The sequence below is a fragment of the Pseudomonas paralactis genome, assembly GCF_001439735.1.
GTDB classification, from domain to species: domain Bacteria; phylum Pseudomonadota; class Gammaproteobacteria; order Pseudomonadales; family Pseudomonadaceae; genus Aquipseudomonas; species Aquipseudomonas paralactis.
Map to the genome: position 1 here is coordinate 1 of NZ_JYLN01000005.1, position 14387 is coordinate 14387.

At 61.3% G+C, this 14387-nt stretch carries 14 protein-coding genes; 4 read left to right on the forward strand and 10 right to left on the reverse strand.

Features of this window, described 5'->3' with window-relative positions; all coding sequences use genetic code 11:
- Nucleotides 1–135 precede the first annotated feature (135 nt).
- Together TX23_RS14350 and TX23_RS14355 are read right to left on the reverse strand one after the other, a co-directional pair.
- The gene (locus tag TX23_RS14350) at nucleotides 136–1167 is read right to left on the reverse strand and encodes a purine-nucleoside phosphorylase (protein WP_057702716.1); all 1032 of its coding nucleotides are present in this window, start codon (nucleotides 1165–1167) and stop codon (nucleotides 136–138) included.
- Nucleotides 1168–1181: 14 nt separating this feature from the next.
- Nucleotides 1182–2132, reverse strand: a complete 951-nt coding sequence (locus TX23_RS14355) for a nucleoside-specific channel-forming protein Tsx (RefSeq protein ID WP_057702717.1) — start codon at nucleotides 2130–2132, stop codon at nucleotides 1182–1184.
- A 538-nt stretch (nucleotides 2133–2670) separates the two neighbouring features.
- Between TX23_RS14355 and TX23_RS14360 the strand changes: the two genes are divergently transcribed.
- Nucleotides 2671–3378 (forward strand): nicotinamidase, encoded by a 708-nt coding sequence (locus TX23_RS14360; protein ID WP_057702718.1) that lies wholly within the window; start codon nucleotides 2671–2673, stop codon nucleotides 3376–3378.
- On the opposite strand, the gene TX23_RS14365 is transcribed toward TX23_RS14360, so the two are convergent.
- Genes TX23_RS14365 through TX23_RS14395 form a run of 7 tightly spaced genes read right to left on the reverse strand, consistent with a single transcriptional unit; the run spans nucleotide 3323 to nucleotide 9761 of the window.
- Nucleotides 3323–4354 carry an ABC transporter substrate-binding protein gene (locus TX23_RS14365; RefSeq protein ID WP_057702719.1) on the reverse strand — a complete coding sequence of 344 codons (1032 nt, stop codon included), beginning with the start codon at nucleotides 4352–4354 and terminating at the stop codon, nucleotides 3323–3325. The genes TX23_RS14360 and TX23_RS14365 overlap by 56 nt on opposite strands.
- A 13-nt stretch (nucleotides 4355–4367) precedes the next feature.
- Nucleotides 4368–5411 carry an NAD(P)/FAD-dependent oxidoreductase gene (locus TX23_RS14370; RefSeq protein WP_244885961.1) on the reverse strand — a complete coding sequence of 348 codons (1044 nt, stop codon included), beginning with the start codon at nucleotides 5409–5411 and terminating at the stop codon, nucleotides 4368–4370.
- 50 nt (nucleotides 5412–5461) lie between these two features.
- A complete protein-coding gene (locus tag TX23_RS14375) occupies nucleotides 5462–6805 on the reverse strand; it encodes an FAD/NAD(P)-dependent oxidoreductase (RefSeq protein ID WP_057702721.1) in 1344 nt (447 codons plus the stop codon).
- On the reverse strand, nucleotides 6802–7092 hold the full coding sequence (locus TX23_RS14380) for a (2Fe-2S)-binding protein (RefSeq protein WP_005787618.1): 291 nt from the start codon (nucleotides 7090–7092) through the stop codon (nucleotides 6802–6804). The genes TX23_RS14375 and TX23_RS14380 overlap by 4 nt, the downstream gene beginning before the upstream one ends.
- Complete coding sequence (locus TX23_RS14385; RefSeq protein WP_057702722.1) at nucleotides 7092–7886, reverse strand: ABC transporter permease; 795 nt, start codon at nucleotides 7884–7886, stop codon at nucleotides 7092–7094. The genes TX23_RS14380 and TX23_RS14385 overlap by 1 nt, the downstream gene beginning before the upstream one ends.
- Nucleotides 7887–7890: 4 nt before the next feature.
- Nucleotides 7891–8736, reverse strand: coding sequence for an ABC transporter permease (locus TX23_RS14390; RefSeq protein ID WP_057702723.1), 846 nt, complete (start codon nucleotides 8734–8736; stop codon nucleotides 7891–7893).
- Nucleotides 8733–9761: an ABC transporter ATP-binding protein gene (locus TX23_RS14395; RefSeq protein WP_057702724.1), complete on the reverse strand. Its 1029-nt coding sequence runs from the start codon at nucleotides 9759–9761 to the stop codon at nucleotides 8733–8735. The genes TX23_RS14390 and TX23_RS14395 overlap by 4 nt, the downstream gene beginning before the upstream one ends.
- A gap of 242 nt (nucleotides 9762–10003) precedes the next feature.
- Between TX23_RS14395 and TX23_RS14400 the strand changes: the two genes are divergently transcribed.
- Complete coding sequence (locus TX23_RS14400; protein ID WP_057702725.1) at nucleotides 10004–10834, forward strand: IclR family transcriptional regulator; 831 nt, start codon at nucleotides 10004–10006, stop codon at nucleotides 10832–10834.
- 85 nt (nucleotides 10835–10919) lie between these two features.
- On the forward strand, nucleotides 10920–12275 hold the full coding sequence (locus TX23_RS14405) for an MATE family efflux transporter (protein ID WP_057702726.1): 1356 nt from the start codon (nucleotides 10920–10922) through the stop codon (nucleotides 12273–12275).
- Here the strand turns inward: TX23_RS14405 and TX23_RS14410 are convergent.
- A complete protein-coding gene (locus TX23_RS14410) occupies nucleotides 12259–12846 on the reverse strand; it encodes a TetR/AcrR family transcriptional regulator (protein WP_057702727.1) in 588 nt (195 codons plus the stop codon). The two genes, TX23_RS14405 and TX23_RS14410, sit on opposite strands and share 17 nt — an antisense overlap.
- Before the next feature lie 132 nt (nucleotides 12847–12978).
- On the opposite strand from TX23_RS14410, the gene TX23_RS14415 reads away from it, so the two are divergent.
- Nucleotides 12979–14151: an MFS transporter gene (locus TX23_RS14415; RefSeq protein WP_057702728.1), complete on the forward strand. Its 1173-nt coding sequence runs from the start codon at nucleotides 12979–12981 to the stop codon at nucleotides 14149–14151.
- Nucleotides 14152–14387 lie beyond the last annotated feature (236 nt).

Here is a 14387-nt window from a genome sequence, read left to right on the forward strand (position 1 = left end):
TCGGCTGACAAAGACTGATTGATCGTCGTATGCTTTTTCATGGGCTCGCCCTCGCTGTCGTTGGCTTCTATAAGAATGCCACCGTGGCGCATAGACGCCTCGGCTTGGGCGAGTCCATCTAATTACAGCAGATCTTTACTCGACCTCGGGTACGCCTTTTTCCCATGCCGACCAATGTTTCACAATCGCCTGCACTAACGGGTTGCCCGTGCGGTACAGGTTCTCCAGGGCCGGTGCAAAGCCACCCTGGTCCGCATACTTGAGCAGGTTGTCGACCTCGCTGTAACCCGGATAAGGCCGGTCAAAGTCGGAGCCTGCGCGCACCACGGCCAGGCGCTGGATGTCCACCAGACCCTCGCGACTGGCGCGTAGCAGGGCTTCATAAGTGGAGTTGTCCTCCTGCTGGGTGGTGCAGTATTCGCCTTTATTGTCGGTGAGCAACTTGGTCCAGACTTCGGCGCGTTCGCTCAGGCGGGTGCCGGAGAACCAGGTGTTGCCCGCCAGCGTGTCGCAACGCGTGACTTGCGGCGGCTGGTTGGCCGGCGCTTGGGGGTAGTGCTTGCGCCAGGCGGCGGATTCTTTGCTTTCGGTCAGCTCTACCTTGTGCGACAAGGCAAACGCCTTGGCTTGCAGCTTGGGGTTGAGCTCGAACACTTCGGTCTTGTAGTCCAGCGGTGGCTTTTCGTTGGGCCCCTTGGTGTTGATGCCGATATAACCGGTCGGCCAGTCTTTGGGCGCATCCCGTGAGTCCAGCTCCCACTGGGTGCCGAACTCCACCAGGTAATGGGCCCAGGCAGCGGTGCCGATGGTGCCGTGCTTGGGGCTGATGCCGGCGATACCGGCGATCAGGAAGTAGCTCTGGCGCAGGTCGAATTTGGGCGACAAGGCCAGGGCCAGGGTCGACGCAGCGGCGTTGGTCTGGCCCATGCCGGTTACCAGCAGGCATACGTCCCGGGTGTTGCAGCGAATCACCGGGTAGTCGGCAGACAGCCCCGGCACGCGTACTTCCTGCTTGAGTTCCAGGCGGTCGATCCAGGTTTGCGCCTCGGGGGCGAACATGGTGATCAACATTACCTTGGGTTTGATCGGTTCCGGGTTATCCGCCAGCACCATGTGGGGCAGCAGGGCGAGGCCGACGGCCAGCGAGATACGAGTCAGTGCCTTCATGTACAGCTCCTTGATCAGAATTGGTAACCCACACCGGCGTAGTAACCCCAGCCATCGGAGCGGGCGCGGAAGTTGCCTTCGCCGAAATTCAACTCGCTGCCGTCTTCCCAGTTGCCACCGTTGTGAAAGTAACGACCCACCAGGGTAAAACGCAGGTGGGTGAACGAGTACAGCAACACGTTGGTCGCCACCAGGGAGTTGGCGGTGCGCGCCGGGTTGTCCTTGTGCAGATCCGAGCCGAAATCGTAGTTGGTAAAGCCGATATAGGTCAGCGAAGCACCGTTGTCGAACTTGCCGATCGGCACGATGTACTTCATCTGCGCGCGGTAGCCATCCCAGGAATATTCATTGCTGGCGCCGTAGTTTTCCCACTGGTAGCGGCCATAGAAGTTGGCCGACAGATTAACCCGCGAGTGTGTGTCGATATCGGTGCCCAGGCCGCTGTACAAGGTGTTGGCGCGGTTTTCTTTATGACTGCCGTGATCGTAAATCCAGTCGAAGGCCACATACCACTCCTTGAACGGGCCGATTGCCAGGCTGCGTCCTGCGAGGTAGTCGATGGAAATCCGCGGTTCGTGCTCCATGAACACTGGCGAGCCATGGTCCCACACACCTTTGTCATTACTGTTACCGATGGTGAGGATCTTCGGCACGTCGATGTAGCCATACAGCTCAAAGGGCCCCTTGCGGCCGAAGTATTCGTATTCCAGGTAGACATCGTCCTGAGGCTTGGGGCCGAAGCTGATGTCTTTGCTGCCGATCAGCGTCAGGTCCTGGTTGAACCATTCCGACAGGTAAACGCCTTTTTTCGCTGGCGGGCTGGCCTCAGGGCTAAGGGTTTCGCCCTGGGCTGAGTCATCGGCAGGGTTTTGCTGCGCCAAAATGGGGCTACTGAGTACTCCCGTAACGGCGGCCAGTAGCAAGGAAACACCAAGGCAAGCACGAGGCTTAGAGGTGAGATGCATTGAAAGTCCTTATTCGTACGCGGTTTATGCCCGATTCGTCGGGTAGGGCTGAACTTGGCGGTCAAGTTCGTTCCGCAAACGTTTGCACAGGTTGTACCAACTTGTGTCAATGGCTTGAACTGTTTGGAAAAAATGCGAATTAGCGGACGATTTGGTCAGAAATCAGCGGACGACCTTGGCGACAGGGGGTGAATACGTGCATCGCAGTCTGCCGCAGACCTACAACGTGGATGGCGGCAACTGGATGAACTGAAGCCATGCGCCGTTCAAAATGGTGGAGGCGGGTTGCCTGATGCCAGTCAGTTAAGACAACCAATAACTGTGGCGAGGGGAGCTTGCTTGCGCTGGGCTGCGGAGCGGCGCCAAATCTTGGGAGCGCTTCGCACTCCAACGGGAGCAAGCTCCCTCGCCACAGGTCCGGCGTCACAGCAAGATTGCGTCTATACCTGTTCCCCGATGAGGGTGTTGCCAGCCACGTGGCAAGTGACTGACACTTCGTCATCGGGGGCATGCCCCTACCGCCATTGATGTGAACGTCATGACCCTTTCGAAAACCGCCATCGCTTCATTCGACGTCGACGCGCAGAAAAGCTTCACGCCTTTGTGCCCCAATGAATTGCCGGTGGTCGGAGGCGACCGCATTGGCGCCGAACTCAACTACATGGCCAGCCTCGCCGGTCATCGCATCGGCAGCAAGGACGCCCACACCCCGCACGCCCCCTGGGTGGTTGCGCAGCACAGCGAGATGTTGCAACCCACCGGCCTTGCCCACGCCGATGTCACTTGGGTCAGCCACTGCGTACCGGGTACCGAAGGCTTTGCATTGCTCGACGAACTGCCAATGCCTTATGACTATGACTACTTCGTCTGGAAGGGCGTCGAACCCAACCTGCACCCATATGGCGCCTGCTACCACGACCTGCATGACAAACTGTCCACCGGCGTCATCGAGTACCTCAAGGCCCGAGAGGTGATGCGCGTGATCGTCGGCGGCCTGGCCCTGGACTATTGCGTCAAGACCACCGCGTTGCAGTTGCTCAAGGCCGGCCTGCAAGTGGTCCTGCACCTGCCGGCTTGTCGCAGCATCAGCGAGGAGGGCGGTGTACAGGCGGTCAATGAGTTGCTCAAGGCGGGTGCTGTTATCAGCAGCACCCGCGAAGAACTGGCCGCGATTGCGCAGGGCTCACACCTCAACGCTCAATCGAGCGACTCCACCGCGCATTCCACTTCGGTCGGGCCTGGTTAACCTGGTCCCAATCAATCGAAATCGCCGTCTGCAAATAGCCTTGCATGGCCTCCACTCGCGCACGGGTTTTTTCGGTGGTGGGGGTGGTTGGGTTCGACGGGATCTGGTCACCTTCTTCCAATGCCGGTGCCTGGGCTTGGGCGGTCAGCAGGAACGCCGCGAGCTTCTGCGCCAGTTCCGGCTGGTCATTGCGTGCGATCACGCACTCGGCCACGTTCAGCACCACGGCGCCCTCTTTGGGTTGGGCGTACTCCATCGGCACGCCGAGCAGCTTCTGCGTGGCGACCTGAGTCGGCGTGAGCGGGAAGATCGCGGCTTCGTCGGTTTGCACCATCTCGGAGATCTTCGCTGAGCTGGCGATGTATTCCAGTACGTTGGGGCCGACACTGGTTGGCCAGGCCTTGAAGCCGGGCTCCACGTTGGTTTCGTCGCCACCCTGGATACGGTTGAACATCAGAAACCCGTGCAAGCCGAAAGTGGAGGAGGCCAGGGACTGGAAGACTACCTTGTCCTTGAAGCGCGGGTCGGCCAGGTCCATCCACGAGGTGGGCGCGGCCCAACCTTTGTCCTTGAACATCTTGGCGTTGTAACCCAGGCCGGTGACGCCCAGGGTCACGGCCACGGCTTCGTCCTTGATTCTGGCCTTGGCCGGAATTTGCTCCAGGGTCGGGTTTGGCGTGAGCTTGTCGCACAGGCCCATGGAGATGGCGCGGTACATGATGCCGTCGTCGAGGAACATCACGTGCATCTGCGGGTTGGCCTTGTTGGCCTGGACCTTGGCAAGGATGTCCGAGGAGGTACCGGGTACGATCACCACCTTGACGTTGTTGGCTTTCTCGAAGGCGGGCAGCACCTTGTCGGCGTACACCCGCTCCATGGTTCCGCCGTTCATGCCCAGGTACAGCGTGGGTGCGGCATGGGCGGTGCCGGTGAGCAAGGCGAGGGACAAGCAGGATAAAGCGATACGTGAGTGCATGGATCTTTTCCTCTCAGGCTTGGAAACGACGGATGGAAAACGCTTCTATGGGTTGGCGGCTGGCCCCTTCGCAGACGATCTCTGCCAGGGCTTCACCGACCGCGGGCCCGAGCTGGAACCCGGCGCCGGCAAAGCCGAAACCGTGGAGCAGGCCAGGTTGGGTGCTGCTGGGACCGATCACCGGTTCGTGATCGGGCAAGTAACCTTCGGTCCCGCTCCAGGTCCGAATCGCCTGGGCGCCTTTGAGAAAGGGGTAGAGTTCGCCGGCATTGCGCAGAATCTCCAATAGCGCCGCCTGACCTGGCCTGGCTTTTTGCGGACCGAGTGCAAAGCCGCGACCGCCGCCGAGGATGCAGTTGCCCCTGGCGACTTGTCGCGCATAGATTCCCCCACCCTCGACACCGGTACTGACAGTCATCACCACGGGTAGTGGTTCAGTCACCAGCATCGCCGGGTGCGCCGAGGTGATCGGCACCGGTTCGCCAAACTGCGCGGCGACGCTGCCGGCCCAGGCGCCGGCGCAGTTGAGCAGCCAGGGAGCTTGCAGATGCAGGCCATTGGCGCAGTGCACCTGGAACAGGTGGCTGTTGTGTTCGATGCGGACCACTTCGGCTTGCTCGTATACCTCGGCGCCATGGCGCAGCGCGGCACGGGCAAAGGCAGGGGCCACCAGACGCGGGTTGGCATGTCCGTCGTCCGGGCACAAGGAAGCGCCCACTGCCACGTCGCCCACCCAGGGGAAGCGCCTGCGCAACGCGGTGCGGTCCAACAGCTGCAAGCCCAGGTCGAAGCCACGGGTTTGCTCGGCATAGGCTTGCAGCGCGGCAAAATCTTCGGGGCTGCGTGCCAGCTTCAAATGCCCGCAGCGTACGTACTCGCCACTGATGCCAATCAAACCTGGCAAGTCGGCCCACAATTGATGGGCGCGCTGCGACAACGGTAACTGATGCAAGGGCCGACCCTGGCGCCGCACGCCGCCATAATTGACGCCACTGGAATGCGAGCCGCAAAAATCCCGTTCCACCAGCGCCACGCGCTGACCCTTCTGAGCAAGCATCAAGGCGGCGGATGCGCCGACGATCCCGCCGCCCAGTACGATGACGTCAATCACGGCTGTTCCTCCACGCCAAAGGGCAGCGGCTTGATGGGCGCCTGGCCTCGCAGGCGTCCGATGTGTGCGATGCCACGCCCGCTGCGCTGGGCAACAATTTCCGCTGCCGCCAACCCGCACATACGCCCCTGGCAGCGGCCCATGCCAACGCGGCAATGGGCTTTAACCCGGTTGATTTCCCAGTGACCCTCGTCCACCACTGCCCGCACTTCACCGACGCTGACCTCTTCGCAGCGGCAAAGAATCAGTTCGTCGGGGGCTTGCACGGCCCACTGTTCAGGGAACGGGAATGCGGTTTCCAGGCCCTGGCGAAAGCGCTGGATATTCGCCAGTTGCTTGACCAACGTATCGCGCCGATGCCGATCGACACTGACACCGGCATCCTCCAGCAGCGCCAACGCTGCACATTCGCCGGCGATCTGCGCCGCATCCGCGCCCATGATCCCGGCGCCATCGCCAGCCAGATATACCGCCTCGACGCTGCTGCGCCCGGTACTGTCGCGTTGTGGCAGCCAGGCGCGGTTGAGGCTGTTCCAGGCAAACTCACAACCGAGCAGGTCCGCCAGTTGCGTTTCGCTGCGCAGGGCATGAGCGAAGGCTACCGCATCGCATTCCAGGGTTTGCTCGCCCCAGCGAATGCCCTGCACCCGTTGCTCTCCCTTGATCTGCGCCAGCGTTGCGTCCTGATGCACGGCTATCCCATGGGCGGTCAGCCACGCGCGGTAATACAAACCCTTGGCCAGGGTCGCCGGTTGCCTGAGCAACGCCGGTAATGCGCGACACTGAGCGCTGAACGGCGCACTGTCGAGCACTGCCATCACCTTGGCGCCGGCCTGGGCGTATTGGTAGGCGACGAGATAAAGCAGTGGCCCGGAACCACAAAACACCACGCGCTCGCCAATTGCGCAGCCCTGGTATTTCAAGGCAATTTGCGCCGCGCCCAGGCTGTAGACACCCGGCAATGTCCACCCCGGCACCGGCAGGATGCGGTCGGTGGCGCCGGTGGCAACGATGATGCGTGAATACTCGACGCTGTCGGTGCGATTGTTGTTGAGCAGGTCCAGGCGTTTGTTTTCGGCGTTCCACACCAGGGTTTGCGCTCGGTAGTCAATTAACGGTGCGAGCTCGTCCAGGGTGCGATGCACGGCCTGCGCCTTGCCTGCCTCGAAGCCGTAAAGCTGTCTGGCCGAGCGCTGGAAATTGGCCGGTTGGCGCCGATAAACCTGCCCTCCACCGCGCGGGCTCTCATCGATCAGACAGGGCGTTATGCCGTGGTCAAGCAGCGTACGTGCGGCAGTAATGCCCGCCGGTCCTGCACCTACGATCACCACAGGCTTCATGGCTGACGTCCAGGATCGCGACTGATCGCGTGGCCTTCTTCGAGCAAGGTCGAGCAGGCGCGTACCCGACGCCCATCTGCAAGCCGCACCCAGCAGTCCTGGCACGCGCCCATCAGGCAAAACCCGGCGCGCCGCTCGGCGCTGAAATCGCTGCCGCGCAAGTGATCCGCGCAGGTCAGCATCGCAGTCAGCAAGGTATCCCCGAGCAAACCGGTGGCGGGCTGGCCGTCGAGGGTGAACGCCAGGGCAGGGCGCTGGGTTTCGGTCAGTCGCTTGAACAACGCCATCAGTGTTTCCCCACCAGGACGCGGTCCAGACCGTAGACCCGATCGAGTAGGATCATGGTGGCTGCGGTGAGTGCGATCACCAGCGCCGATACCGCCGCCATCATCGGGTCGATGGACTCGGTGGCATACACGTACATGCGCACCGGCAGGGTTTGCGTGGCCGGCGAACTGACGAAAATCGACAGGGTCACCTCATCGAAACTGTTGATGAACGCCAGCAACCAGCCACCGGCCACTCCAGGCAGAATCATCGGCAAAGTGATCTGCCGAAACAGCGTGAACCGCCCGGCTCCCAGGGATTGGGCGGCCTGTTCGGCACTGCGATCAATGCCGATGGCTGCGGCCAGCACCAGGCGCAGCACATAGGGAGTGATGATCACCACGTGCGCCAGCATCAACCAGGTAAAGCTGCCATTGACGCCCATCAGCGCAAACAGGCGCAGCATCGCCACCCCCAGCACCAGGTGCGGGATGATGATCGGCGACAGAAACAGTGCACTGAAAAAGTTGCGCCCCGGGAACGTATAGCGACTGATCGCCAAGGCCGCCGGTACCGCAATCAAGGTCGCCAGGGTTGCGGCAGTAAACGCCAGCACCAGGCTGTTATAAAACGCCTGAATAAAGTCGGCGCGTTCGAACACGGCGCGAAACCAGCGCAGGGAAAAGCCCGATGTGGGCAGGCTCAGGGTGTTTTCCGGTGTAAACGCCACCAGGCACACCACCACCAGCGGCGCCATCATGAACAGCACCACCAAAGCATGAAAACCGAGGGCCAAAGGACCGTTTCTGGACATGCGCTTAAACCCCCAGGGATTTTTTGTAGCGGCCTTCGACCATGCGGTTCCAGCTCAGCATGATCAGCAGATTGACCAACAGCAGCACCACCGCAATGGTCGCGCCCATGGGCCAGTTGAGTTCCGAGAGGTATTGGTCATACACCACAGTGGCGACCATTTTCAGACGCCGTCCGCCCAGCAACCCTGGAATCGCGAACGAACTGGCGGCCAGGCCGAACACGATCAAGGTGCCGGAGAGCACGCCGGGCATCACTTGGGGTAGCACGATCTTGCGCATTACCGTGGCCTGGCTTGCGCCCAGGGACAACGCCGCTTGTTCCGCCGAGGGGTCGAGTTTTTGCAGGGAGGTCCATACCGGGATAATCATGAACGGCAGCATCACGTGCACCAGCGCGATGATCACGGCGAACGGCGTATACAGCAGCTTCACCGGGCGCCCGCCAAGGGCCTGGATCACTTGGTTGACCAGGCCGTCGGCGCCGAGCAGCAAGCTCCAGCCAAATGCGCGCACCACCACGGAAATCAATAGCGGTGTGAGGATCAAAATCAGGAAGATCGACCGCCACGGCGTGCCCATGCGGCTGAGGATGTAGGCCTCCGGTACACCGATCACCACGCACAGCAACGTTACCAGCGCACTGATCCAGAAGGTGCGCCAGAAGATCTCGTAGAAATAGGCATCGCTCAACAATGCCAGGTAGTGGGCCAGAGTCCACTGATCGGCCTTTACGCCCACCTGGTAATCGAAGACGTTAAAGGACAGCACCAGCGTCAAGGCCAGGGGCAGGATCAGCAACCCGGCAAACAGCACCAGCGCCGGCGACGAGAGCAGGTAGCCACGACTCATGGGTGCACCTCATCGGCCGTCAGCACCCGCAGTAAATCGGCTTGCCACTGCAGGCCCACGGCCGCGCCGCTGTCCAGCGGTGCGCTGCCGTCGTTGCTGCGTACCACCGTGATTTCGCCAAGGGCGGTCTGGATGCGGTATAGCCATTGGCTGCCGAAAAAATAACGGTCAAGCACTTGCCCTTGCACGCGGCCCGAGCCGGCCTCAACCAGTTGGATTTTTTCCGGGCGCAAGCTCAGCGTCAGTTCGCCAGCGCCGCCCTGGTGGCGTACTTGGGGCACGCCGAGCGCATCGTAGTCCCCGGCCAGCAGGTTGGCCTTGCCGACAAAGTCCGAAATGAAGCGCGTGCGTGGGTGTTCATAAAGCTTGTACGGCACGTCAATCTGGGTCACGCGTCCGGCCTGCATCACGACCACGCGGTCGCTGATGGAGAGCGCTTCGGCCTGGTCGTGGGTGACCATCAAGGTAGTGATACCTACCGCACACTGGATGCGGCGGATTTCGAACTGCATCTCTTCGCGCAGGTTGGCGTCAAGGTTGGATAGCGGCTCATCCAACAGCAGCACCGGTGGCTCAATCACCAAGGCACGGGCCAGGGCCACGCGTTGGCGCTGGCCGCCGGACAATTCCCTGGGGTAGCGCTCGGCGTGGGGCGCCAGGCGAACCAGCTCAAGTACGGTTTTGACCAAGCTTGCGATCTCGGCGGCCGGTACCTTGCGCATCTTCAGACCGAAGGCGACGTTGTCGCGCACACTCATATGGGGAAACAGCGCATAGCTTTGGAACACCACGCCCAGGCCACGACTGGCAGGCTTGGCGTGGGTGATGTCGCGCCCATCGAGCAGGATCTGGCCGCTGCTCACATCCACAAAGCCGGCGATCATTTGCAAAGTGGTGGTCTTGCCACAGCCCGAAGGGCCGAGCAGTGAAACGAATTCACCTTTTTGCACCGCAAGGTCGGTGGCGACTACTGCATCAACGGCGCCGTAGCGTTTACTCAAGGCGTTGAGTTGGAGAAATGCCATGTCTGCGTTCCACCTTTTATTGAGCCGCGCAGAAGCGCGCTTTATTGTTTGGGCAGATGCGAAAAGAGTGTTGCCGGTGCGTTGACGCTCGATCTTGAGTCGGCTGCCAGTTGTTGTTCGTTTCGCCCCTGTGGACGCAGATTAGAGCGAAGACTAGGATGGGCGAAAGATGGAATTTCACTCAACGGACTACTATTTTAAGATTTATTCACTGAGCAGAATTAATGTTGAGACCAGCTGATATGGATTCCATTGAGCGGAATGAAAGCGGCAAGGAAGTGGGGGCAGGTGGCGTGTCCCGCGTGTTCGCCTTGCTGCGCGCCCTGGGTGAGGTGCCCGAGGGTGGGGAACGGGTCACCCAGCTCGCGCAACACGTTGGCCTCTCCCAACCCACCACGCACCGCTTGCTACGCAGCCTGATGGATGAAGGGATGGTCGAACAGGATGCGCGCAGTAAACGCTATCGCTTGAGCCTGGAGTTCTTCGCGTTGGCGGCCAATGCCGGCAAGACCGGCAACCTGCGCGATCTGGTGCGCCCCAGCCTGTTGCGCATGAGTGCATCGTTGGGCGATTCGCTGTTCCTGCTGGCGCGCAGCGGCTTCGACGCCATTTGCCTGGACCGCAGCGAAGGCCCATACCCGATTCGTACCTTCACCGGTGATATCGGTGGGCGCGTGGCCCTGGGCGTCGGGCAGGGCAGCCTGGCAATCCTGGCCTTTCTGCCGCAGGAAGAGCGCGAAACGGTGATTCGCTACAACCTGCCACGGCTCAAGGATTTCCATCTGTATGACGAAGTGCTGTTGCGCTGCGAAGTGGAGAATGTCCGTAATTTAGGCTATGCGGCACGCAACACCGGCGTACTGGAAGGGATGGCGGGGCTGGCGGTGCCGATCCTCAACCGCGACGGGCACGCGGTCGCGGCGTTGAGTGTGGCGACCATCAGTGATCGCCTGGGGCCCAGCCGATTGCCGATGGTGGTGGAGTTGTTGAAGCGTGAGGCGGCGGCAATCGGGCCGCGAATAAATCCCTTTGATCCAACCTTGCGCAGGCCCTCCCAAACATTCGGAGGATAAGCGTTCTTTGAGAAAGCGCAGGGAGGATTGGATCCACTTACGGTATAACCCTGCGACGCTTTCGTTATTCGAGGCCCCATTTTTCATGCAAACCCCTTTACAGCGCCCGTTGTGGCAGATCTACCTGATCTTTCTGGCACCGATGGTGCTGTCCAACTTTCTGCAAAGCTTTTCCGGCACGCTTAACGGCATCTATGTCGGGCAAATGCTCGGCACCCAGGCGCTGGCGGCAGTGTCGGGAATGTTCCCCATCGTATTTTTCTTTATCGCCCTGGTGATTGGCTTGGGGGCGGGCGCGTCGGTGCTGATCGGCCAGGCGTGGGGCGCCCGGGAGATCGGGTTGGTCAAGGTGATTACCGGCGCCACCCTGACGCTCGGGGCGCTGGTTGGTCTGATCGCCGCCCTGCTGGGTGGCCTGTTTGCGCGCCCGGCGCTGCAGGCGTTGGGCACCCCGGTGGATGTGCTCGACGATGCGGTGGGGTATGCCCAGATGATGATGTTGATCATGCCGCTGTTGCTGGTGTTCATCCTCTATACCCAGTTGCTGCGTGGGGTGAGCGACACGATTTCGCCGTTGCTGGCGTTAATGGTTTCGACCCTGGTGGGCTTGCTGCTGACGCCAGCGCTGATTCGCGGCTGGATCGGCCTGCCGCCCCTTGGCATCCAGAGTGCGGTTTACGCAGGTTTGGTGGGTAACGCCCTGGCGATGCTGTTCCTGGTCCTGCGCCTGCGGCATAAAAACCATGTGATGGCACCGGATCGCGAGCTGCTCGCGGCTTTACGTCTGGACCGCGTCATCCTCGGTAAAGTGCTGCGCATCGGCCTGCCGACCGGCTTGCAGATGGTGGTGTTGTCGTTGTCTGAATTGGTCATCCTGGCCCTGGTCAATAGCCACGGCTCCCAGGCCACGGCGGCTTATGGCGCGGTGACGCAGATCGTCAACTACGTCCAGTTCCCGGCGCTGTCGATTGCCATCACCGCCTCGATCCTCGGTGCCCAGGCGATCGGCGCCGGGCGTCTGGAGCGCATCGGGCCGATCCTGCGCACGGGGTTGGTGATCAACCTGTGCCTGACCGGTGGCCTGATCGTGCTCGGTTATGGGCTGTCGCACTGGTTGCTGGGTCTGTTCATCACCGACGACAGCGCCCGTGTCAGAGCCGAGCACCTGCTGCACATTATGCTCTGGAGCATCCTGGTATTCGGTTTCCAGGCCGTGATCGGCGGCATCATGCGCGCCAGCGGCGTGGTGCTGATGCCGGTGGCGATCTCGATTTTCTGCGTGCTTTGCGTGGAGCTGCCGATGGCCTATCTGTTCAACGCCCACTTCGGGCTGGAAGGAGTGTGGATGGCGTTTCCGGTGACCTACCTGGCGATGCTGGTGTTGCAGACCGCGTATTACCGGCTGGTATGGAGGCATAAGCAAATCAAGCGCTTGGTGTGAGGCTGAGCCCGCGCAATAACACTTCCAGGCTCTGCAAACCTTCCTCCAGCCGCACGCTCGGGTGTGCATCCCGGGCGATCCACAGCGCTGTATTGACCAGGCTGCCGTTGATCAACTGCGCCAGCGCCTGGCTGGGCGCCGGTGCGACCCAGCCGGCTTGCATCAGGGCCTCCAACAATTGGCGCAACGACTCAACGCAGTGGTGTTGTGAGCCGGTATCACCCAGCACCGCTGGCGCGTCCTGCAACACAATGCGCTGGATTTCCGGGTCCTGAGCCATGCGCAGATAAGCTCGGCAGCGTTCGCAAAAACCGCTCCAGGGCTCTACGGCCTGCTCGCTGATGCGCTGCAAACGCTCGTCCATCTCGCTGTCGAGTTGGGCAACTACCGCTGCCAACAAGCCTTTTTTGTCACCGAAGTGATGGTACAACGCACCGCGTGTGAGCCCGGCTTGAGCGGTAAAGTCATCCATCGAGGTACGGGCATAGCCCAGGGTGGCGAATGCCCGGCGCGCACTCGCGATCAGGCGGGCGCGAGTCTCTTCGATCATTTCGGCACGGGCTCGGCTCATGGAGTTCTCACGGGTTGTTGATTGACATACGCTGCGTATGCGAAGCATGATCTGTCACATACGCACCGTATGTATTCTGCCCGGATCGCTTCAGATAGCAAGCCCGTGGCGTTGAGCAAGAGGTTACGCAGGATGGCAAACCCTTACGCCGAATTATTCCAGGTCCCCGGCGCCCGGGCCTTTGTGCTCGCGGGCATGTTGGCGCGCATGCCCATCTCGATGACCGGTATCGGCCTGATCACCATGCTCGCTCAAGTGCATGGCGGTTATGGACTGGCAGGTTCGGTGGCGGCGGTGTTTGCCCTGGCCACTGCGTTTTGTGCGCCGCAAGTGTCGCGTTGGGTGGACCGCTACGGCCAGGGCAAGGTCCTGCCGATAGCCGCGCTGGTCGGCGGCGGGGCGCTATTGATGTTGTTGCTGTGTACGCGCTTGCAGGCACCGAGCTGGACGCTGTTCCTGTTCGCGGCGCTGGCCGGGTGCATGCCCAATATGTCCGCCATGGTGCGGGCGCGCTGGACCCAGTTGTATCGTGGGACGCCCAGGCTGCAAACCGCGTTCGCGCTGGAGTCGGTGCTCGATGAGGTGTGCTTTATTATCGGCCCGCCCATCTCTGTGGGCCTGAGTGTGGTGCTGTTCCCGGAAGCCGGCCCTTTAGTGGCGGCACTGTTACTCGCCGTGGGCGTCACTACCTTTGTATTGCAGCGGCAAACCGAGCCACCGATACACGAGCACCACGGCGCTCACGGCCGCTGGTTGATCGCTTCCCCTGCGGTGTTGATCCTGATGACCCTGCTGCTGGCCATGGGCGTGATCGTCGGCGTGGTGGACGTGGTCAGTGTGGCGTTCGCCCAGCATCAGGGCCAGCCGGCGGCGGCGAGTATCGTGCTGTCGGTGTACGCCATCGGCTCGTGCCTGGCCGGGTTGGCCTTCGGTGCCCTCAAGCTCAAGGCGCCGCTGCCGCGTCAGTTCCTGTTCTGCGGCATGGCCACGGCGTTGACGACCTTGCCCTTGTTGCTGGTGAGCAACATCCCCGGCCTGGCTGTCGCCATCTTTATCTCCGGTCTGTTTTTCGCGCCCACCTTGATCGTGTCGATGGCCATGGTCGAGCAGATCGTTGCGCCCAGCCGCCTCACCGAAGGTATGACCTGGCTGATCACCGGGTTGAGCATCGGCGTTGCTATCGGCGCCGCCAGTTCTGGTTGGATGATCGATCATTTCGGCGCTGCCAGTGGGTTCCGGGTGGCGTTGGCGGCGGGGGCGGTGGTGTTGTGCTCGGCTGCATTGGGTTACCGGCGTTTAGGATGAAGGGGCTACGGAGCACGCCCGGTCAAGCAAATCATTTACGGCCGCGCTGTGTTCAACCGAGCTTCTATAGCCTTTGTATTGCAGTTGGCGATTCATTGTGCGGATTTTCCTCACGTAAACGGCTGGATAACTTGGCCTCGGCAAGCCTGAATCTTACGCATCGCTGAAAATATCGGCCGCGCACGCTTTTTTTCGTAGGACGTTTCCCGCCAGCCCGCATTCCCCGCGGATAACGG